The organism is Marinobacter sp. B-21, from assembly GCF_056857895.1.
Window position 1 is genome coordinate 72052 of sequence record NZ_JBSXNZ010000050.1, and the last position, 21307, is coordinate 93358.

Here is a 21307-nt window from a genome sequence, read left to right on the forward strand (position 1 = left end):
GCGGGACAGGGATCAATTCCGCTTCAGCCTCCCCCGGGGAACCTGTCCGGAATGACTCCGGGCAAGGGCCAGGCAAGAGCCTGAAAAGTAAACCGGCGACGGCTCACTCTGCAACGCCCGCGCGCTTCCAGAGGTAGTAACCAACCGGTATCACCAGCAGTGCCAGAATCACGGCACTGATCATGCCTCCGACCATGGGCGCGGCAATCCGCCCCATGACTTCCGATCCGGTTCCACCGCCCATCATGACCGGTATGAGACCGCCGATGATGGCGGCCGCGGTCATCATTATCGGCCGCACCCTCATTCCGGCACCGTGAAGCACTGCATGGCGAAGGGTTTCCCGCCTTGGCTTCAGCCCGCTCTTTTCACAGGTTTCCAGCATCGACTCGTAGGACTGATTGAGATAGACCAGCATGATCACACCAATCTCCACGGCAACACCGGCCAGGGCGATGAAGCCGACGCCGACGGCAACCGAGAAGTTGTAACCCAGCAGATACATCAACCAGAAGGCGCCAACCAGGGCAAAGGGCAAGGTAGCCACGATGATACCCACCTCCGCAAAGCGCCCGAAGTTCAGGAACAGCAGGAGGACAATAACGACCAGTGTCACCGGAACCACCAGGCTCAGTTTCTGCTTGGCACGGAGCATATACTCATACTGGCCAGACCAGTTGACGGAGTAACCGGCGGGCAGGTCCAGTTGCTCCTTCACGGCGGCCTGCGCCTGCTGGACATAGGTGCCGATATCCACACCTTCGATATCCACATAGCTCCAGCCATTCAGGCGGGCGTTTTCACTCTTGATGGAGGGCGGCCCGTCCTCCACCCGGATATCGGCCACGTCGGCCAGCGCGATCCGCTGGCCGGATTCAGTCACCACAGGAAGCTGCTTCAGTTTTTCGGGTGAGTCCCGGTAATCCTCCGGATAGCGCAGATTGATCGGGAAGCGCTCAAGCCCCTCAATGGTCTGCGCCACGTTGATTCCGCCAATGGCCGAGGCCACAACCTGCTGAACATCATCGATATTCAGGCCATAACGAGCGGCACGCTCCCGGTCAATATCCACCTTGATGTAGCGCCCGCCGGCGACCCGCTCGGAATAGACAGAACTGGTGCCTGGAACCTTCTCCAGGATCTCCTCAAGACGTTTGCCGATGCGCTGGATAACCGAGAGATCCGGGCCGGCCACCTTGATGCCCACGGGGGTTTTTATACCCGTTGCCAGCATATCGATGCGGGTTTTGATCGGCATGACCCAGGCATTGGTTACCCCCGGGAAGCGAATCAGCGAATTGAGCTCCTGCTTGAGTTTATCGGTGGTCATTCCGTCCCGCCACTGATCCTTGGGCTTGAGCTGGATAAAGGTCTCTACCATGGTCAGCGGCGCCGGGTCGGTAGCGGTATCCGCCCGGCCCACCTTGCCGAACACGGTTTTAACCTCGGGCACCGTGGCGATCAGCTTGTCCGTCTGCTGCACCAGCCTCCTGGCCTCGGCAATCGAGATGGCCGGGTAGGTGGTAGGCATGTACATCAGGTCCCCCTCATCCAGGTTGGGAATGAATTCACTCCCGATCCTGGTTGCCGGCCAAAGGCCGACAGCCAGAACCAGTACCGATGCCAGCACCGTAGACAGCGGAAACCGGAGCACCAGCTTCAGGGCCGGCATATAGGCAGCCACCAGCAGCCGGTTCAGCGGATTCTTGTGCTCCGGCAGCACCTTGCCACGAATGAAGTAACCCATGAGCACCGGGACCAGAGTCACTGCAAGGGCGGCACTGGCGGCCATGGCGTAGGTCTTGGTGAACGCCAGGGGCGCAAACATCCGCCCTTCCTGGGCTTCCAGGGCAAACACCGGCACAAAACTGACAGTGATGATCAACAGCGAGAAAAACAGCGCCGGCCCGACCTCCGAGGCCGATCTGGCTACTATTTCCCATCGGTTCTCGGGCGTCAGCGGCGTCCTCTCCATATGCTTGTGCATGTTCTCGATTAACACGATGGCGCCGTCGATCATGGCACCGATGGCAATAGCGATCCCCCCGAGCGACATGATATTGGCATTGATACCCTGAAAGTACATAACGATAAAGGCGGTCAGGATGCCCACGGGCAGGCTGATAATTGCCACCAGCGACGAGCGGACGTGGAACAGGAAAATCATACACACCAGAGCCACCACCACAAATTCCTCGAGCAGCTTGAACCCGAGGTTATTGACCGCGCGCTCGATCAGGCCAGAGCGATCGTAAACCGTCACCACCTCAACACCTTCAGGCAGGCTTGACTGCAGCTCTTCCAGCTTGGCCTTCACGCCATTAATGGTTTGCTGGGCATTTTCACCAAACCGCATTACCACAATGCCGCCTACGGTCTCTCCGTTGCCGTTGAGTTCCACAACGCCACGTCTCGCCTGCGGCCCGATCTCAACGCTTGCCACATCCTTCATCAGGACCGGCGTGCCGTTTACGTCAAGACCCAGTGGAATCGACAAGAGGTCTTCACGGGACTGGATATAGCCAGTCGAGCGGACAATGTATTCCGCCTCGGCCATCTCGATCACCGATGCACCGATTTCCTTGTTGCCCCGCTTGATGCTGTTCTGGATGTGGGACAGGGGGATACCGAATGCCCGGAGTTTTTCGGGATTGACCTTGACCTGGTACTGCTTGACCATGCCGCCGACCGTGGACACTTCCGAGACACCGGGCACTGTCTGCAGCTCGTACTTCAGAAACCAGTTCTGCAGGGTGGTCAGTTGGCTAAGGTCGTTGTTCCCTGTCCGGTCAACCAGGGCATACAGGTAAACCCAGCCAACCCCGGTCGCGTCCGGCCCCAGTTGAGGCCGGGCCGATTCAGGCAGGCTGGGTATTACCTGGGAAAGGTATTCCAGCACCCGGGAGCGGGCCCAGTACATGTCCGTATCCTCATCAAAGATGATATAGACATAGGAGTCGCCGAAGAACGAGTAGCCCCGGACCGTCACCGCACCGGGCACCGAGAGCATGGCCGTGGTCAGCGGATAGGTCACCTGATCTTCCACCACCTGCGGGGCCTGGCCGGGGTAGCTGGTTTTAACGATAACCTGGACATCCGAGAGATCCGGCAGGGCATCCACCGGCGTCTTCGACACCGAGTACAGCCCGAACCCGGTCAGCAATACGGCGGCAAGCATTACCAGAAAACGGTTTTGGACAGACCAGTTAATGACCGACGCAATCATGAGGCGCCTCCGTCATGATCCATCTTGCCATGGTCCATTTCGCTCTGATCCATTTTGCTTTGGTCCATTGCGCTCGGGTCCATCCCCTCATGATTCATGGCTTCAGGACTGCCCTTGGCATCAGCCTTGCCCGCGTCCATGGTGTGCCCTGAATGGTTCATATCCGGGTCCATCGCCCCTGCGGACGGCGGCGACATCCGGCGGAAATCCGATGTCTTGCTGGATTCAGAGTCAATCAGGAACTGCGCCGAGACCACCACTCTGTCGCCGGGAACGACGCCTTCGAGAATCTCGGCATACTTATCCCCTACCCGTCCGGTGGTAACGTTAACCGATTTGAAGGCACCTTCTTCCAGCGCCAGAACAACGCGGTCACTCTGTCCGGTGCGGATAACGGATTCCCGGGGCACCAGGGTGCGCCTTTCGCTCGGATCGCCCTGCATGTTAACGCTGGCGAACATGCCCGGCTGCAACATGCCATCGGTATTGTCAAAGCGCATCCTGACCTGTGCGGTCCGGGTCTCGAGATTGATTTCCGGGTACACATAGTCCACCTGCCCCATCCAGCTGCGCCCGGGCATGTAGTCCAGGGTCATCTCTACCGGATCGCCAGTCCTGATGGCCCAGAGCTGGCTCTCGAACACCTCTCCGATCACCCAGACCTCGTCGAGTGAGCCGATGGACATGACCGGATCTCCGGGCTTGACAAACGCACCCTCACGGATATTCAGGGTATCAATCACCCCGGCGGCGGGGGCATAGAAGGTTATGGTCCGCTGTACGTTACGGGTCTCCCTGAGTGTCCGGATCAAACGGTCCGAGACATTCAGCGACGACAAGCGCTCCTCGGCCGCCCTGAGCAGGCGCGGGTTTTTCCGGTCCAGTGCCAGGAGCAATTCCTCCTGGGCATTCACCAGGGTGGGTGAGTAGAGGGTGTAAACAGGCTTGCCCTTCTCAACCGGGTCGCCCTCGGACTTTACATAAAGTTTCTCGATCCACCCTTCAACACGGGGGTGCATGTGGTACAACTCGTCTTCGTTATACTGCACGTAGCCCACGGTAATAATATTGCTGGGCAACTGCCCCCTGATGGCCTCGTCCGTGCGAACGCCCAGGTTATTGACAATGTTCGGCGCAACCCGGACGGTGCCTGGCGAGTCGTCAGCGCTCCCGCTGTCCTCGTAAACCGGAACCAGATCCATGCCCATGGGCGACTTGCCCGGTTTGTCACTTCTGAAGCTGGCGTCCATGGGTGACACCCAGTACAAGGGCTCCTTTTCCCCGGAAGCTGGTGCCGTTGCGGTTTCGGAGGCCAGCCAATAGGCCGCCCCGGCCCCGGCAATGCCACCAAGCAGTATAAAGCCCAGCGGGCGAACAAAATTAGCCATGATGGTCAGTCCTGATAGCGAGTCTGTGAAAGTGAAGGTACTTCGGAAGAGCCTGAGGTCAGGTAACGGAAACTGGCGAAGTTCCGGGCCCGCTCCGCCGTCATCCCGATCAGCTCAATCTTGGCGTTGAGATCGTCGATCCGCGCACGTACGGCTTCGGCGAAATCGCCGTCGTCATTGTTGTAGGCGGTCAGCGCGGCCTCGGCCTGCTCTTCCATTTGCGGCAGCAAGAACTGCTGGTATATCCCGATGCGGTCATCAAGCCGTTTAATCCGGGCAAGGGCTGAGCGGGCTCTTGCCTGAATCACGCGAAGCTGCAAAACTCGCTCTGTCTTTTCTGCTTCGAGCCGGGCCGCTGAGGCGTTCAGCTTCCGGTCCTGGAGATTGCCGGTAAACAGCGGGAGATCAAAACCAATCCCCACGGAGAAGAGATCCGCCCGGTCCTGCCCGCCGGGCACGCGATCCCGGTAGCCATATTGCGCAGAAACCGTCCATTCGGGCTTGTAAGCCTCGCGGGCAAGATCCACATCAATGGCCCGGGCCTTGATCTGCTGATCCGTGGAACGGATCAGGGGGTGACGGATAAGGGTGCCCGCACTGGTTTCCGACCAGCCGTCCCGAAGCGCTGTCAGCAGTTCGGGGGGCACCGTTTCGGTTACCTCCAGCGAGGCATTTTTCGACCCGATCCACTCACCCAGAGCTTCCTGACTTGATTGCAGCTTCAGCCTCAGGTCGGTCAGCCGGTCATCCAGGCGCGTAAGCTCCAGGGTGCCCCGGACAACGTCCTGCTGCCGTGAGATCATGGTGGCGGTTATGTAACCTGCCTCGGCTACGTCGGACAGCTGCTCGAAAAGATCCCTGTTATCCTCAATCAGACCGATGCTCTGTTGTGCCTCCCACACATCAAGCCAGAGGCGGGTCACCGTTTCCACCACCCTGGCGCGCCGGTTCTCCCTCTGAAAAGGTTGCTCCCCCGCCAGCTCTTCCTTCCTGTCTCGCGACAGCTGCAGGCTGTCGCCGCGCGGAATCCGCTGTATGAGTCCGACCGTAGCCTGGGTCATTGCTTCCTGCCCGGTGTCGAACGTATCCACGGGCAGATTCGCGGCGCCAAGTGTCAGTCGCGGGTCGGGCAGGGCCCCCTCGGCAATGGACTCCTCCAGTAATGCCTCCTGTATCTGGGCACTCTGGCGAAGCCATGGATCGTATTCAATGGCGGCATCAATCACATTCGCCAGTTGAAGTCTGGGCTCCGCCCAACCGGGCAGGCTGGTCAAAACCAACGCCCCGAAGATGACGGATCTGAAATAGCGAGCAGGAATAGCCAAGGGTAGGTCTCCACAGAAGTCTGTTAATCTGTTCAGGTACGCGATGCTAAATCTCAAACCTGAACTCTAACTGAACTTACCTGGGTTTTCAGGATATTTTGATCTGGCTCAATTTGTGTTTCATGTGATAAAAATCGAGAGAATCTTTGGTTTTTCATTAACTATTCAGAATCACTCCGAAAACTGATGCTTTAAAAAACTCTTCAGACAGGATCGGCAATTATTTTCTGAATATAAAGCCTTTACCACCAGCCCAACAATGTGAAATGCCTGAGGGTCTCAGTGGTATGGCACATAAAGGCGAGCAAGCACATTGCAGCGCATAAAAAAGCCGCAGAGGCTTCTGCGGCAAGGACAAACCTGAGATAACACAAAGGACAACCGTGTCAGGTACGATGACTGCCCCATGTACTGCAAAGTAAAACACAATACCCTGAAACAAACCTGAATTTTTGACACCTCTTAAAAAAAAGATGACCGTCGAGTGGCCTATACACTAAATAACTGCCCATTAAACCGCCACACGATTCATTTGCTGAAATGTACATATAAAGGAACGCCTGGGTAGAGTGATACTTCTTTGATTGTGGGCGCCAAAATACGACCAGACAGAATATTCAGAAGTACCATTGCATCTCCACCAATCCCAGAGGCTCAAGCATTCCGTACTCGCTGGTGTCGTTACCACCAAACCATTGGGCTCCGGCTGTGAGATAGATTTCCTGGCTGAAGGGAAGCGTCCAGGTGGACCGGGGATAGAGTACCCAGCTTGCATCATCAACATTGCGGATGGCCACTACCCGGTACTGCCAAAACGGATTGATATCCTGCCATGCGAGCAACCCGGTATAATGGCGCCCGGCATAGAGCGGATCTGTGGACAGCAGGTTTCCAAGGCCAGAGTTTCCCGACGGTACGGGCCGGCCATTGTAGAAATATTCCAGTGCCAGATTGAACCCATTGCGAAACGACCAATTCAGATCCGCCACTCCCTGCCAGTAGCTGTCGCTGGCGTCCGGGTCGCTCCAGACGAATTCCGTGCGCCAACCGGTGCCGATCACCGAGCCACTGCCGTCAAAGCCTATCCTGGTGACATCGGCAAACTCACCTGCCATCAGCCCGGCATCTACACCACCAATATAGCGCTTGACCCGGGCTGCCGTACTGGCCTCGCCGTCATTGTGTTGCGGGGCATGGACAGCGCTAATGCGTCCCAGGGCTCCCCAGGGTTTGTCCCAGAGAATTGCGTCCACACCCACCCGTTCATCCGGCTCCAGTTGCAAGGGGCTGACAGGATTGAGGATGTCCATCGGGTTCCAGATCAGGGCCGTGGACCAGTTCACCTGCTGGCGCCCGAAGCGGAAATCACCGGCCGGCGACCGCCACTGCACCGTGCCACGATAGAGCTGGTGACGCGCCAGCAATGTCCCCGACTCGTGAATATCCCCCTGCAGATCCCAGTAGCGAGGTTCCGGAGCATCCCTGAGCAAGGCGAACTCCGGGCTGTCCAGAAAACTACCCGAAACCAGTTCCAGGTCGTAGGCCGCGTCCACAATCCAGTCCTGATATCGATATCGGGGGTTCAGACGCAGGCGGGTAAGGTTCGAAACGTAGCGATCACCGTCGATCAACGAGCGCGAGCCGACGCTGAGATTCTTCAGCGATCCGGACTGGCTGAACCCGGCCTCAACACCTGAAGCCAGCATCAGGCAGACCAGCCCCGGCGCCACTTGCCAGCGCCTAGCCATGATGAATGGCCTCGACCGGATCCAGCCGCGCCGCTCGCCATGCCGGATACAGCGCCACCGTCACCGAACAGAGAAACAGCAGCAGGCTGGGCAGCCAGACATGATCAAACATCAGCACCGGATAGACCCGGTCGGTAATGCCCGGAATGGTTTCCAGCGCCCCGCTGATCGAGGACAGGTCAATGCCGGCCTGGTTCAGCCAGTAGACCAGCGCACCGCCCGCCAGGGTTCCGGCCACCATGCCCAGCACCGCCAGAAAGAACGCCTCGAACACAATCGTCAGCAGCAACTGGGCACCTCGGGTTCCCAGTGCCAGCATGACGCCCAGTTCCCGGGTCCGCTCCATCACCGACATCACCATGGTATTCATGACCCCGATGGCCACCACGACAAAGACCACCGACAGGATGAGATAGAAATCCACCTGGCTCATTTCCACCATCTGGACCACCACCGGCAGCAGGGTTTCCCAGTCCTGGGCCACCAGTCCGTCCCCGCTCAGCGACTTGTTCAGGGTGCGCGCCAGCGCGGCGCTCCCGGCGCGGTCCGACAGCCGCAGCGCGATCCGCGAGGCTTCGTCCCCCTGCAGGCTGCCCAGGCGACGGGCGGCCTCGATATCGACAAACGCATACTCACTGTCGAACAGGTCACTTCCGGTACGGTAGATACCGCGAATCGCCTGAGCGCCGGAGGCCAGGTCGCCGCCGGCCTGTTGTACCGTGATGACCAGTTTGTCGCCCAGCCGGGCATCCAGCTCCTCAGCCAGCTTTCGGCCAATCACGACCCCCTGGTCGCCTGGCTGAACGTAGGCTCCCTGCTCAATATAACCGGCAAGTTCGGTGACGGCCCTCTCCTGTTCCGGCGCAATACCCACCAGTTCCACTGGCAGACTTTTCCCCGGATTCGCCACCATGGCACGAAGCACCACCCGCGGCGCGGCGGCCTCCACTTCAGGGCGCGCCCGCAACTGCCTCAGCAGCGTCGGGCTGTCGGCGATGCGCAGAGCTGGCGACAGATCGACGGCGTGTCCCGCTTCCATCACCTGCACGTGCCCGCTGAGCTGCTGGGTCGAGTTCTGGATCATCTGCTCGAAGAAACCATCGGCGAAGGCGTACAGGAACAGATAGGCCGCCAGCCCAAACGCGGTGGCGGAGCCGGTAATCACTGACCGTCTCGGGTTGCGGAACACCGAACGGAGTGCCATTTGCGCGAAAATCAGCAGCCGGTGATCGGACGTCACCTGCCAGTGAATCCGGCGGATGCGGTTGATCACCTTGCGCCTGGCTCCCATCGCCTCCAGCGGACTGTTGCGACTCGCCTTCCAGGCCGGGAGGGCGGCCGCCAGCAAGGCTACCGAGACCACCACAACGCCAATCACCACCAGACGCTGGAATTCAATGGTGGGATAAACGATGCCGCTGAGCCCCGGCATGGTATCCATGGCCTTGATATAGGCGCTGAAATCCAGCCCATACCTGCCGAAATAGCCGGTCAGCGACAATCCCAGCACCAGCCCCAGCAGGTAGCCAAGGCCGGCCAGAATCGTGGTTTCCAGAAGCACCAGCCAGACCACACGGCTGCCGGGTGTACCCAGCGCCAGCATCACGCCAAACTCCCGGCTACGCTCCAGTACCGACATCAGGATGGTGTTGACGATACCGGCGGCCACTACCACGAACACCACGAAGATCACGATATAGGCGACGGCGTCGTGAAAGGCCACCATCTGCACCAGCGATGGCATCAGGGCCGGCCAGCCCAGGACCTCCACGTCGTGGCCCTGCAGCCGATCCCGCACGGCGCCGACCACCTGGTCGAGCTGGTCGGCATCCTGTACCCGGGCCGCGATCTCGGTAAACCGCCCCTGAAAGGCATACAGCGCCTGGGCCGAGGCCAGGGGCATCTGGGCCAGGAAGCCATCAATGCGCTTGATGCCGGTCTCGAACACGCCCACCACCTCGAACCGGTCGGCGCCGATGGAGCCGTCCGCCGCCTGCACCACCAGCACCAGCTCGTCGCCGGGGGAGACATCGAGGGCACTGGCGGCGTCCACGCCCACAAGGATCTCATTGCCGGCGGCCAGATAGCGGCCGCGGACAATCGACCGGTCGAGCCGGGTGACCCTTGGCTCCGTCGCGCTGTCGACGCCCATCACCTGCAATGCCCGTGACTGGTCCGCTCCGCTGGCCAGGGCATGCCCCATCACCCTGGGCGTGGTTGCCGCCACACCGGTTACAGCCGACACCTCCCCGGCAAGATTCCGACGCTCGGCCAGGGCGATGTTCATTTCCCGATCGTCATGAAAGCCGCGCTGATGCACCTTCAGGTCGCCGGTTACATAACCGGTCATGTTATTGATCATCTGGGCGTTGATGCCATCGATGAATGCCCAGATAAACACCAGCCCGCCGACACCCACGGCCACCGACAACAGTGTGATGGCCGTGCGCCGGCGATTGACCCGGAGATTGCCAAAAGCCAGCCGTAACCACGCCATCATGGCCGTCGCTCCTCACGCTCGACACGGCCATCCCGGAGATGGATTATCCGCCGTGCGCGTTCCATCACCATCGGGTCGTGGGTGGAGAACACAAAGGTAATGCCGTGCTCGGCATTGAGCCCTCGCATCAGGTCCAGAAGGGCCGCGCCGGTGGTGGAGTCGAGATTGGCCGTAGGCTCGTCTGCCAGGACAATGGCCGGCTTGCTGACAATCGCCCGGGCCACCGCGACACGCTGTTGCTGGCCGCCGGACAATTCATGGGGCAGGCGCCGCTCCAGTCCCTGCAGACCGACCTCCACCAGAATGCGCCCGGCCTCGGCGCGGCGCTCCCGAAACGGCACTCCGCGAAGCATCAGCACATATTCGACATTCTCCTGCGCCGACAGCACACCGATCAGGTTGTACTCCTGAAACACAAAGCCGATCTTCCACAACCGCAGAAGGGTCCGCTTCTTGCGGCTGAGCCCGGTGATTTCCTCACCCGCCACCTGGATACGCCCGCTATCCGGCTCGTCCAGGGCTCCAATCTGGTTCAGCAGGGTGGTCTTGCCCGACCCTGACGGGCCCACCAGCGTTGTGAACTCACCGGCGTCGATGGCGACCGACACTTCATCCAACGCCTTGACGGCAATCGAATCCTGACGGTAGATCCGCGACGCTTTCTCCACATTGACGATGCTCATACCGGGCCCTCACTGTGGGTTGCGCAGGCGGCGCAATGAAAACAGCGCCTCATCGAGCGGCAGGTCGAATTCGATGGACTCAATCGTGATCACCGTGCGGGACTCGGGGTTATCGGCGTCCACCATCGTCCAGCGGGTGGGAATGCGGCGCCCGCCCATGGTTTCGATCTGGTCATAGGTCATGCGCTTGACGACCTGGTCGCGCTCGCCATAGTAAGCAGCCGACACCGGGATAGCATCGGCGCGGATCCTGAATTCCAAACGGCTCCACACCACCGGCGCGTCGGGCCGGGGCGTCGAGACGATCCGGTACACAGGCACCTCGCCCGAATCGTCGGTCTCGACCAGCTCATGGGTGTAGTCTTCAACGAACGAGCTTTCCTTGACCAGATCGTCGTTGCTGAAGTTTGAACCCATCCAGGGCTGCAGCATCATCGATGGCGGGATCTTGATGGTGCGATCAACCTTGGGCAGGTAATTCCACATGGCATCGCCGATTCGCAGCGAGCCAATGCCAGCCTCTTTTTTGGGCGCGTGAATGCGGATCAGCGTGTACTCCGGGCGGTCCATCCAGGCTTCCAGTTCCAGAGTGCGGGTCCAGTACTCCGATTCGATCCGCATGGCGAAACGGCCGTGATTGCTGTCGGACCAGAGGGTGTCCTCCATGCCGGCCACCAGTTGTTCAGCATCCGGAGCCTGGGCCAATGCCCGGAAGGAATAGACCGCCAGGGTCAAAATGAGTGCAGTAAGGGTAAACGATTTGTGGCTCATACGCGTTCTCGGATTGTCTGGTTATCGTTATTTTCTGCTTATTGTTGCTTTCTAGCAGCCTGTCGGACTTGCACCTGACAGGCGTTATTTAAAGTTGTCTTGTTCGCTTGGCTTCCCGAGTTTGGCCGTTAGTGGTCATCAGAGAGTCCAGGTTGGCCTCTATGGTACCTTGAGGTGCACCAGATCGGCCTTTGGGCGGGTGAAAAGGCCCTCACTGCGCCATTTTCAACACGCTCATCCGCTTCACATTCCACGCCAGCGTGGCTAACGTCCACTCGCCCGCAACCTTCTCCAGTCCCCTCATCGAGAACTGTCTCAAGCCCATCACCTGTTTGATAATTCCGAACACGGGCTCCACCGTTTGTTTTCGCAGTGCATACAGTGCTCGTCCGGACTGGGTTGTTAACTGGTGTTTCATCTGTGTCACTGGGTCGTCCGTGACAGGCGCCGGATCATCGGGTGCGAACCGATCAAACACGGATAAGTGGTGTTGATCACGCGCCACCGCCAGTGACGGCCGGATGTTTTTCTCCCTGCACGCCTGGACATTGGCTTTGCTGAAGTACCCTGTATCGGCCAGCAGATCCGTAACGGTGCCGAGAGCCTTCGGCAACGCTCCTATCCGGGTGATGGCTGGAACGATCTGTTGTTTGTCGTTTGTCGCCTGGGTCATGTGCGTACTGATAACCAGCATCGTCTCGGTATCCACCCCGGCCTGAGCGTTGTAACACTGCTCAAAGCCGCCGCCGGAGACGGGCATGATGCGCGATTCTTCATCAGTCAGATTCACCTGATCGGTATCCCGAGGGCCGGGCTGCGGTGGTTTAGGCGCCCGGCCCCGAGGCTTTTTTCCGGCGTCCCTCTGGGCCTGCCGTTTGGCCTGTTTTTGCTGGTAGTCAGCCTGCTCCTGTTCAAAGCGCTCTTGCGCTCGTGCCTCAATCGCCCGCTTCGCTTCAGCCAGTGCTTCCAGCCGGGATTCACGCCGAGCGATCTCAGCGGGGATATCCATACCCTCAACCACCGGCACCTGATCTGCCGCCTCAGCTTGGGCGGCAAGTGCGCTCACTTCCGCTTTGAGTTGTGCCTCGATCTTTTTGGCATGTGCATAGGACAATGCTTTGTGCTTACTGGCGTTTGCTTTCACCTTGGTGCCATCCAGAGCGATCCGGCCCAGCTTCACCAGATTCATTTCCCGAGCCAGCAGCAGAACCTGGACAAACAGAGCCTCAATCTGAGGAAGGAAGCGCCGGCGGAAGGTGGCAATCGTGTCATGGTCAGGATGCGTGTTGGCCGCCAGATAACGGAATGCAATCGAGTCGTGGGTGGCTCGTTCAATTTTGCGGCTGGAGAAAACGCCGGTCGCGTATCCGTAAATCAACAAGCTGAGCAATACGGCAGGATGATGGGCCCGCGAACCGCGCCCCGTGTATTGTCGGGTGAGCGCAGACAGATCGAGTTGATCAACCACTTCAACGACAAACCGGGCCAGGTGATCCTCCGGCAACCAATCCTGAATGGAAGGGGGAAGCAGAAAGTCAGTGTCCCGATCGGCAAGTACAAAGTGTCCCATCATTGAAGTCCGGTTGTGGCCCGTGTTGTATTGATTATCTCACTTCGATACTGCTTGGTTAAGTCCGACAGGCTGCTAGCAGGTATGAGTGCTCAAAGGTCAAGCAAATAGTCCGGTTGCTGCGGAAGAACCGACAAATTTAACAGTTTTAGGCGAAACGGCCGGACCCGATGCTGGAAATTATAGCCAAAATCAGGCCAACCCGTTGGCATTGTTGATGTTTTAATCTTGTTTGGAGCGGCAGCGGGATCTCGTCTATAATCCGATGGTCTTTCGACACTCGTGTAGTGAGCCTGCCCGCTTAAGGATTTCTCCGTTCTCATGATCCGCCATTATTTGACCTGTTTACTGGCTTTACTGATTGCCCTGCAATCGGCGGTTGCCATGGCGGACACCCATAGGTTTCATCAATCGGGGACGGAACACCTGGAATTCGACCATACGCACCCGCCCACTGATACCCCGAACAACAGCCAGCTCGCCAAGCAGACCGCCAACCAACCCGACCTGTCTTTATACGATTGTCGCCATTGCTGCCATTGCCATGGCCAGGTCCAGGGCGCAGTGGTCCTGACCGGAGCGGCTTCACACCTGGCTGTCTTGCTCTCAGGAAACGGCCAAGCCGACTATCAGGCCAACCTCACCTCCGGCATTTTCCCTTCCCTGTTCCGCCCTCCCATCGCCTGATTACATCGCAAAAGCGCGTCACCAGCCGCTGTAGCCCAGGGCTACAGCACCACAATGGCATTTATTCCAGGGTGATACATCATGGAACCGCAGGACTATCATTATGAGACGATTTGACTGGCCCTGGCAGGCCTTGCTGAGCGCGTGCGTGCTTGTCCTGCCCCTGCTTGCCCACGCACAAACTTCCGGCTGGGACGCCTGGCTGGCATCCCAGGTACAACAACACCCTGACGTGCTCGCCGCTCGCGAGCAATGGCTGGGTTCCAACGCCAGTGCCGATGCGGTGGAGCAGCCTATCTACAACCCGGAGCTGTCCACCGATCTGGAGCGTAATGGCGACGACGACAACTACCGCGTCGGCGTTCAGCAGACCATCGACTGGTGGGACAGACGGGGCGCAAGACGGCAGCAAGCGGGCTATCTGCGAAGCGCTGCCGAAGCGCTGTACCGGCAACGAGTACTGGACAAGACCGCTGAGGCGGTGGCCGCGCTGGTTGAGTGGCAGTCGGCCAGTCGCGCCGCGGCCATTAGCCAGGCGCAACAGGAGCAACTCAACACCCTGCTCGAACTGGTGGAGAAGCGCCAGCAGGCGGGTGATCTGGGCAGCATCGATGCCGAACTCACCTTCCTTTCCCTGTCGCAACAGTTGGCCCAGGTCGCCGAGGTGGAAGCCACCTTGCAGAGGGCTGAAACCAGGGTACGCGAGCTGCTGCCGCGGTGGACCCCGGAGCGGGGCGGCATTCCCGATGATTTCTGGCCGTCCACGCCAGGCCCTGTCCCGGATCGGGAGCTGCTGGGGCATCCGGCGGTGGCCAGCGCGCACGCCCGCTGGCAGTCGCTGAAGGAGGAAGCCGAGGTGACACGGCGTAGCGCCCGGGCGGAACCGACCGTTGGGCTCAATGCCGGTCGTGATGAAGGCGAGAGCGTTGTCGGGCTGACCTTCTCCATCCCGCTGAATGTGCGCAACAACTTTCGCTTTGAGACCCGCACCGCCGAACGCGCCGCGCTGGAGGCGGAAGCCCGCTTCCAGGCCGTTTACCGCAAGCAGCGTTTTGACTGGCAAGCCGCCTACGCCGCCTGGCAGCGCTATGAACAGCAATACCGCCGTTGGCAAGACGTCGTCCGGGGGCGGGTGGAGAACAGCGCCGAACTGCTGGAACGCCAGTGGCGCAGCGGTGACCTGTCCACCACCGATTATCTGCTGGCCTTGAATCAGCGCGCCGAGAGCCTGCGTTCAGGCATCGAATTGGCAACACAGACACGGCTTGCGCTCACCGAGGTGCTCCAGCAATCGGGCCGCCTGATGCGCGCGACTATGCCCGCAACAGCGCCAACGAATGAATAACAGGATGACAAATATGAACAAAACACTGACAGCTCTTCTGGTCGCTGGTCTTGCGACAGCAACCGCAAGCCTTGCCAGGGAATCTGAGTCGGGGCATGCCCACGAGTACGAGAAAACCACGCCTGCCGCAGCCCATGGCGATCAGGGTGAAGGTGACGATCACCGCGAGGAAAGTCACGGGGAAGCCGCTTCCACGTCCTTGAATCCCGCGCAGATGACGCGGGCGGATATCCAAGTGGAGGCCCTTGCCGCCAGCCCGGTCGATTATCGGCTTTACGCGCCGGGGGAAGTCCTCTCCAACGGCTACACCAGCTACCGGGTATCACCCCGGGTAGCATCAGTCGTGCTGCGCCGACACGTCGCACTCGGTGATCACGTCAAGCAAGGTCAGTCTCTGGTCACCCTGTTCAGCGAGAGCGTGGCACAGGCACAAGCCGGCTACCGCACGGCCTGGTCCGAGTGGCAAAGGGTGCGGGAACTGGGGCGTACAACCGTGGGGGAACAGCGTTATGTCAGCGCCAAGGCCAGCCTTGAGGCGGCCCGGGCAACGCTGCTGGCCTACGGCCTGTCCAACTCGGATCTGCAATCGCTGGCGTCACCGCAATCCGTGGCATTGGGAGAATATACCCTGCGCGCCGAAATCGATGGCGCAGTGCTTTCCGACGATTTCGAGCAGGGCCAACGTATCGAGGCGGGCGCACCGTTGATTGCGCTGGCGGATGAAGAGCAGCTCTGGGTGGAAGCCCACCTGCCCGCTAACCTCTCCCTGACCCTGGGTGCCGGAACACAGGCCGACGTCGTAACCGGCGATGTACGCGCAACGGCCGCGGTCACGCAGGAGGCCCACACCATCGATCCCATCACCCGCACCCGCACCGTGCGCCTGCTGGTGGACAATCCGGAACACCGCCTGCACCCGGGCCAGTTTGCCGAGGTGTATTTCCGGTTCCGCACGCAAAAACCCGTGCTGGCGGTACCGGAAACCGCGCTGATGCGCTCAGCGGACGGGGACTGGACGGTATTCGTGGAAGACCATCCCGGCGAGTTCCAGCCGGTGGAGGTCGAGTTGGGCCGTGCACTCGGGCAGTTACGTGAAATCACCGGCGTCCGGCCGGGGACCCGTATCGTAACCAGGGGCGCGTTCTTTGTTGCCTCGCAGATCGCCAAGGGCGGCTTTGACCCCCATAACCACTGAGCAGCAGGAGACCCCATGTTTAACCGAATCATTGATTGGGCGGTCACCAACCGGTTGCTCGTGGTAATAGCGCTTATCACACTGACGGTCAGTGCCGTTTTTATTATTCCCAAACTGAACCTGGATGCCTTTCCGGATGTGACCAACGTGCAGGTGTCGGTGAATACCGAGGCGCCAGGGCTCGCCGCCGAAGAGGTGGAGCAGCTCATAACTTACCCCATCGAAGCAGTGATGTATGCCCTGCCTGACGTCGAGGAAGTGCGCTCCATTTCCAAGACCGGCTTGTCTGGCGTCACCGTGGTATTCAGGGGCGGCACGGACATCTATTTTGCCCGGCAACTGGTGTTTGAGCGGCTTCAGGCCGCCAGGGAGCTGATTCCCGATGGGGTTGGCACGCCGGAAATGGGACCGAATACCTCCGGCCTCGGTCAGGTCTATCAGTATCTGCTGGTGGCCGAACCGGGCGCAGGTTTTGATGCCATGGCCCTGCGCAGCCTCAATGACTGGGTGGTAAAGCTGCTGCTGATCCCGGCCGAGGGCGTGACCGATGTACTCTCTTTCGGCGGTGAGGTGCGCCAGTACCAGGTCAACCTGAACCCATCCCGGCTATTGGCTTACGGCCTCAGCCAGGACGACATTATGGCGGCGCTGGAGCGCAACAACACCAATGTCGGCGGCTGGTATATGAACCGGGGCCAGGAGCAACTGGTGATCCGGGGTACCGGCTGGCTGGATCATGGCGGGCAGGGGCTGGAGCAGATTCGCCAGGTGCCGCTGAAAACCGTGGACGGCACCACCATCACCGTAGCCGACGTGGCTCAGGTGGCGCTGGGCAGCGAGATCCGCCAGGGCGCGGTGACCATGACTCGCAAAAATGCCGTCGGCGAGGTGGAGAATCTCGGCGAGGTGGTGTCCGGAATCGTGCTCAAGCGCATGGGGGCCAATACCAAGGCGACCATCGACGGAATCAATGACCGCATCGGGCGTATCAACCAGGCATTGCCCGAAGGTGTCCGCTTCGAGGCATTTTACGACCAGGCCGATTTAATCACCCAGGCGGTGCGGACCGTCGTCAATGCCCTGTTGCTGGCTTTCGTTTTCATCGTGGTGATCCTCGCGCTGTTCCTGATGAACCTGCGCGCCACTTTTCTGGTGTTGATCTCAATCCCGATCTCAATTGGTATCGCCTTGATGGTTATGTCGTGGTTTGGCCTGTCAGCGAATCTGATGTCCCTGGGAGGGATCGCGGTGGCCATCGGGATGTTGGTGGACGGCTCTGTGGTGATGGTGGAGAACATGTTTAAACATCTGACCCACCCGGATGCAGAGCATGAAACCCATAGAAAAGCGCTGGTGAGTTCCGATGACGAAGACCCGGCTGATGCAGCCCATGACCGCCACGGCATTGCCTTGCGCCTGCAGGAGGCCGGCAAGGAGGTGGCCCGCCCCATCTTTTTCGCGACCGCCATCATTCTGGTGGTTTTCATGCCGCTGTTCAGTTTCGAGGGTGTCGAAGCCAAGCTGTTTCAACCCATGGCCATCAGTATCATGCTGGCCATGCTCTCCGCGGTTTTGGTGGCCCTGATCATCGTGCCGGCATTAGCGACCTACCTCTTTCGCAGCGGGGTCCGGCAACGCGAGAGCTTCGTATTGAGGCCGCTCGATTTGCTCTATCGCAAGGGTTTAACCTGGGCGATGGGGCACGGCAAACTGGTGGTGGGTATTGCCGTTGTCATGGTGGTGTCCGCCGCGCTGGTCCTGCCCCGCCTGGGCACCGAGTTCGTGCCGGAACTGGAGGAAGGCACCATCAACCTGCGCGTGACACTCGCCCCCTCCTCCAGCCTGGACACCGCGCTGGAAGTGGCCCCCAGGCTGGAGGCCATGCTGATGGAGTTCCCGGAGGTCACCTATGCCCTGTCGCGTATTGGCCGGGCTGAAATCGGTGGCGATCCTGAACCCGTCAACAATATTGAGATATATATCGGCCTCAAACCGGTGCCGGAATGGACCAGCGCCGACAACCGCTATGAACTCCAGTCGTTGATGGAGCAGAAACTGGAGCAACACCCGGGCTTGCTGTTCAACTTCTCGCAACCTATCGCAACCCGCGTGGATGAGTTGCTGTCGGGTGTCAAAGCACAGCTTGCCATCAAACTGTTTGGGCCTGATCTCACCGTGCTGGCCGAGAAGGGCCAGGCCATTGAAGCGGTGGTTAAGGAAATAGCAGGTGCCCGCGATGTGGCCATGGAACAAATCGCCGGTGAGTCGCAACTGGTGGTGAAACCGGATCGCCGTGCCTTGTCCCGTTACGGCCTGGCTGTGGGCGACGTGATGGAGCTGGTGCGCGAAGGGCTGGGTGGCGCCAGTGCCGGCCAGATCATCAATGGTAACGAACGCTACGATATCTATGTCCGCCTCGCCGAACGTTTTCGCGAGAACCGCGAAGCCATTGCCGACCTGCGCTTACAGGCCCCGTCGGGTGCCTGGGTGCGCCTCGGAGATGTGGCCGCGGTCGGTATCGCATCGGGACCGCCACAGGTGCGTCGTGATGACGTACAGCGCCGGGTGGTGATACAGGCCAATGTCCAGGGGCGCGACATGGGCAGTGTGGTCGCAGATATTCGTCAGGCGATTGCCGGGCAGGTGGATCTGCCAACCGGCTATTCCGTGGATATCGGAGGCCAGTTCGAGAACCAGCAGCGGGCCCAAAAACGCTTATCACTGGTGGTGCCGGTTTCGCTGGGACTGATCGCCTTGCTGCTCTATTTTGCCTTTGGCTCGGTTGGCCAGGCCATGCTGATCCTGGTGAATGTTCCGCTGGCCGTGATTGGCGGCGTATTTTCACTCTGGGTTTCCGGCCAGTACCTGTCAGTGCCCAGTTCCGTGGGCTTCATTACCCTGTTCGGTGTCGCCGTGCTGAACGGGGTCGTCATGGTGGAAAGCATCAACCAACGGATTGCGGACGGTCTGACCATTGCCGATGCCGTGTTTGACGGGGCCGTTTCAAGACTTCGGCCGGTGTTGATGACCGCCATCACCTCGGCGCTGGGGCTAATCCCCATGCTGCTCTCCAATGGCGTTGGTGCGGAAATACAAAAGCCTTTGGCCAGTGTCATCGTGGGCGGGTTGGTGACAGCCACGTTTTTGACACTGTTTGTCTTGCCGGTGTTGTTTGCCTGGTTTTCAAAAGGCAGGTTAAAGGACAGGGAATAAACCTTTGAGCCTGCTGCTGCCGTTCCGGTGGCGGCAGGCCTGTTTGCCATCAATCCACGCGGGGTATACCCGGGTATCCGCCCGCCATGGTCGGGTTATGGGTCGCCGGTTCAGGCCCTGCGCCGGCCCGGTCAATGAGACTGGATCGAAATCTGATGGCCGGTGCCATTCAGCGCAATCTCGTCAATAATTTCAAGGGATGCCGGATCGAGCACCCAAAGCCTGCCTTCGGCACGACTGGTAACCAGCAGGCGGCCATTGCCGGGAGATACCGCCAGATGGTAGGGGGCCGGCGCCAGTGACACGCTGTGGCGGGTCCCGCTGGCAAGATCGATCCGGACGACCCGGTCGCCGCCCTTACTGGTTGCGTACAGTATCCCGCCGTCGGCGCTCAGGCCAACGCCATGAGATTCCGCCCCGACATCATACCTTGCCGCCACGGCGCCTTTGGAAAGCTCCAGGGCAACAACCTGGCCCGCGTCGACATCATTGACATAAAGCCGTTCGTTGCCGGGGGCGAGCACCATATGCTCCGGACTACCGCCAACCCGAAGATTGCGTTTGACGAACCAATGCCGGGTATCCACTTCGCTGACCGTGCCGTTGCCGGTATTGCTGACCAGCAGGGACTGACCGTTGTCGGTCGCTGCCAAGTAGTTGGGCGCCGGGCCCGTCGCCACGGTTTCAACCAGCTGTCCGGACTCCAGGTCAACCACACTGATACCGCCGCCCATGGGATGCGTGGAAACAGCGTAGCGACCGTCAGGGGTCACCAGGACATGGTGCACCGGCCCAGGCACCTCCAGCGTGCGGGCAATCGCGTTCGTGGAGGTATCGACAACATAGATCCGACCGGTATTGGCGTCTTCCGGAGTTGCAGCGGGCGCATCGCCCCCATGATGGGCGGCATGTTCGTCTTCCGTCACGCCCTCCGGGCGACTGACCGGTTCCTGGCTGTCGTGAGCGGTCAGGCTGCCGGCAACCAGATAGCGGCCATCGGGTGTCAGTGCCGAGCCATGGGTATTGATGGTCCCGCTGATCGTCGACGTTATCTGGTAACTTTCCAGATCAATAACGCCCACGGAATCCGCCGTCCCCATGGGTACGAATGCCCGGGCACTGTCTCCCATCGCCGTCAGGGATAGGCTCATCAGGACAGTGGCTACCAGCGAGGAGCGCCACCGGTTACGCGCCTGGAGTTTCATAAAACCACCTCCTCAGGTCAGGATACAACGGGAATCAGATCTCTCTCGGTCACTCAAATCGATTCAACAACCTTTAAAAGCATTTCCCTGACTTTTCCAGCAACCTGCTTGAGCTCGTCGTTATCAATAGCGGTCATGGAAGCCACGGGGTCTATCGCGCTGACCTCGATACCCTCCACAACTTCGCGAAGAATGACGTTACACGGCAGCATCGCGCCGACACGAGGCTCCACGCCAATGGCTTCCCAGGCCATACCTGGATTACAGGCCCCGAGAATCCGGTACGCAGACATATCCTTGTCCAGCTTTTTCTTCATCGTGGCCTTGACGTCAATTTCCGTCAGCACCCCGAAGCCGTGATCGGTAAGCGCCTGACGCGTTCGTTTGTCCACCTCCTCGAAACCCACATTGCTGACAAGTCGATTGATAGTGTATGACATACAACCTCCTG

The 21307-nt window shown here is 59.8% G+C and carries 14 protein-coding genes; 4 read left to right on the top strand and 10 right to left on the bottom strand.

Features of this window, described 5'->3' with window-relative positions; genetic code table 11:
• Positions 1 to 103 precede the first annotated feature (103 nt).
• The 8 genes from AC13C0_RS03955 to AC13C0_RS03990 form a co-directional block, all read right to left on the bottom strand.
• Entirely contained in the window at positions 104 to 3226 is a 3123-nt protein-coding gene (locus AC13C0_RS03955; protein ID WP_482953982.1) for an efflux RND transporter permease subunit, read from the bottom strand.
• Positions 3223 to 4614 carry an efflux RND transporter periplasmic adaptor subunit gene (locus AC13C0_RS03960; RefSeq protein ID WP_482953983.1) on the bottom strand — a complete coding sequence of 464 codons (1392 nt, stop codon included), beginning with the start codon at positions 4612 to 4614 and terminating at the stop codon, positions 3223 to 3225. The genes AC13C0_RS03955 and AC13C0_RS03960 overlap by 4 nt, the downstream gene beginning before the upstream one ends.
• A gap of 5 nt (positions 4615 to 4619) precedes the next feature.
• The gene (locus AC13C0_RS03965; RefSeq protein ID WP_482953984.1) at positions 4620 to 5939 is read right to left on the bottom strand and encodes a TolC family protein; all 1320 of its coding nucleotides are present in this window, start codon (positions 5937 to 5939) and stop codon (positions 4620 to 4622) included.
• A 617-nt stretch (positions 5940 to 6556) separates the two neighbouring features.
• Complete coding sequence (locus tag AC13C0_RS03970) at positions 6557 to 7687, bottom strand: hypothetical protein (protein ID WP_482953985.1); 1131 nt, start codon at positions 7685 to 7687, stop codon at positions 6557 to 6559.
• On the bottom strand, positions 7680 to 10187 hold the full coding sequence (locus AC13C0_RS03975) for an FtsX-like permease family protein (RefSeq protein ID WP_341582605.1): 2508 nt from the start codon (positions 10185 to 10187) through the stop codon (positions 7680 to 7682). Before AC13C0_RS03975 ends, AC13C0_RS03970 begins: the two co-directional genes overlap by 8 nt.
• Positions 10184 to 10870, bottom strand: coding sequence for an ABC transporter ATP-binding protein (locus tag AC13C0_RS03980; protein WP_117618238.1), 687 nt, complete (start codon positions 10868 to 10870; stop codon positions 10184 to 10186). Before AC13C0_RS03980 ends, AC13C0_RS03975 begins: the two co-directional genes overlap by 4 nt.
• Positions 10871 to 10879: 9 nt before the next feature.
• On the bottom strand, positions 10880 to 11641 hold the full coding sequence (locus AC13C0_RS03985) for an outer membrane lipoprotein-sorting protein (RefSeq protein ID WP_227539489.1): 762 nt from the start codon (positions 11639 to 11641) through the stop codon (positions 10880 to 10882).
• A gap of 211 nt (positions 11642 to 11852) precedes the next feature.
• On the bottom strand, positions 11853 to 13211 hold the full coding sequence (locus AC13C0_RS03990; protein ID WP_341582790.1) for an IS1182 family transposase: 1359 nt from the start codon (positions 13209 to 13211) through the stop codon (positions 11853 to 11855).
• A 321-nt stretch (positions 13212 to 13532) separates the two neighbouring features.
• On the opposite strand from AC13C0_RS03990, the gene AC13C0_RS03995 reads away from it, so the two are divergent.
• The 4 genes from AC13C0_RS03995 (at position 13533) to AC13C0_RS04010 (ending at position 19651) form a co-directional block, all read left to right on the top strand.
• On the top strand, positions 13533 to 13898 hold the full coding sequence (locus AC13C0_RS03995; RefSeq protein ID WP_117618239.1) for a hypothetical protein: 366 nt from the start codon (positions 13533 to 13535) through the stop codon (positions 13896 to 13898).
• 103 nt (positions 13899 to 14001) lie between these two features.
• On the top strand, positions 14002 to 15243 hold the full coding sequence (locus tag AC13C0_RS04000) for a TolC family protein (RefSeq protein ID WP_117618240.1): 1242 nt from the start codon (positions 14002 to 14004) through the stop codon (positions 15241 to 15243).
• A 13-nt stretch (positions 15244 to 15256) separates the two neighbouring features.
• The gene (locus AC13C0_RS04005) at positions 15257 to 16438 is read left to right on the top strand and encodes an efflux RND transporter periplasmic adaptor subunit (RefSeq protein WP_341582607.1); all 1182 of its coding nucleotides are present in this window, start codon (positions 15257 to 15259) and stop codon (positions 16436 to 16438) included.
• A gap of 15 nt (positions 16439 to 16453) precedes the next feature.
• Positions 16454 to 19651 (top strand): efflux RND transporter permease subunit, encoded by a 3198-nt coding sequence (locus AC13C0_RS04010; RefSeq protein WP_117618242.1) that lies wholly within the window; start codon positions 16454 to 16456, stop codon positions 19649 to 19651.
• A gap of 131 nt (positions 19652 to 19782) precedes the next feature.
• Here AC13C0_RS04010 and AC13C0_RS04015 read toward each other — a convergent pair whose 3' ends face one another.
• Positions 19783 to 20856, bottom strand: coding sequence for a YncE family protein (locus AC13C0_RS04015; protein ID WP_341582609.1), 1074 nt, complete (start codon positions 20854 to 20856; stop codon positions 19783 to 19785).
• A gap of 53 nt (positions 20857 to 20909) precedes the next feature.
• Positions 20910 to 21296 carry a DUF302 domain-containing protein gene (locus tag AC13C0_RS04020; RefSeq protein ID WP_117618244.1) on the bottom strand — a complete coding sequence of 129 codons (387 nt, stop codon included), beginning with the start codon at positions 21294 to 21296 and terminating at the stop codon, positions 20910 to 20912.
• Between the last annotated feature and the right edge of the window lie 11 nt (positions 21297 to 21307).

Excerpts from the sequence above, each read along its gene's own strand:
- AC13C0_RS03955 (WP_482953982.1), bottom strand. The coding sequence starts at position 3,226 with ATGATTGCGTCGGTCATTAACTGGTCTGTCCAAAACCGTTTTCTGGTA.
- AC13C0_RS03960 (WP_482953983.1), bottom strand. The coding sequence starts at position 4,614 with ATGGCTAATTTTGTTCGCCCGCTGGGCTTTATACTGCTTGGTGGCATT.
- AC13C0_RS03970 (WP_482953985.1), bottom strand. The coding sequence starts at position 7,687 with ATGGCTAGGCGCTGGCAAGTGGCGCCGGGGCTGGTCTGCCTGATGCTG.
- AC13C0_RS03975 (WP_341582605.1), bottom strand. The coding sequence starts at position 10,187 with ATGATGGCGTGGTTACGGCTGGCTTTTGGCAATCTCCGGGTCAATCGC.
- AC13C0_RS03980 (WP_117618238.1), bottom strand. The coding sequence starts at position 10,870 with ATGAGCATCGTCAATGTGGAGAAAGCGTCGCGGATCTACCGTCAGGAT.
- AC13C0_RS03985 (WP_227539489.1), bottom strand. The coding sequence starts at position 11,641 with ATGAGCCACAAATCGTTTACCCTTACTGCACTCATTTTGACCCTGGCG.
- AC13C0_RS03990 (WP_341582790.1), bottom strand. The coding sequence starts at position 13,211 with ATGGGACACTTTGTACTTGCCGATCGGGACACTGACTTTCTGCTTCCC.
- AC13C0_RS03995 (WP_117618239.1), top strand. The coding sequence starts at position 13,533 with ATGATCCGCCATTATTTGACCTGTTTACTGGCTTTACTGATTGCCCTG.
- AC13C0_RS04000 (WP_117618240.1), top strand. The coding sequence starts at position 14,002 with ATGAGACGATTTGACTGGCCCTGGCAGGCCTTGCTGAGCGCGTGCGTG.
- AC13C0_RS04005 (WP_341582607.1), top strand. The coding sequence starts at position 15,257 with ATGAACAAAACACTGACAGCTCTTCTGGTCGCTGGTCTTGCGACAGCA.
- AC13C0_RS04010 (WP_117618242.1), top strand. The coding sequence starts at position 16,454 with ATGTTTAACCGAATCATTGATTGGGCGGTCACCAACCGGTTGCTCGTG.
- AC13C0_RS04015 (WP_341582609.1), bottom strand. The coding sequence starts at position 20,856 with ATGAAACTCCAGGCGCGTAACCGGTGGCGCTCCTCGCTGGTAGCCACT.
- AC13C0_RS04020 (WP_117618244.1), bottom strand. The coding sequence starts at position 21,296 with ATGTCATACACTATCAATCGACTTGTCAGCAATGTGGGTTTCGAGGAG.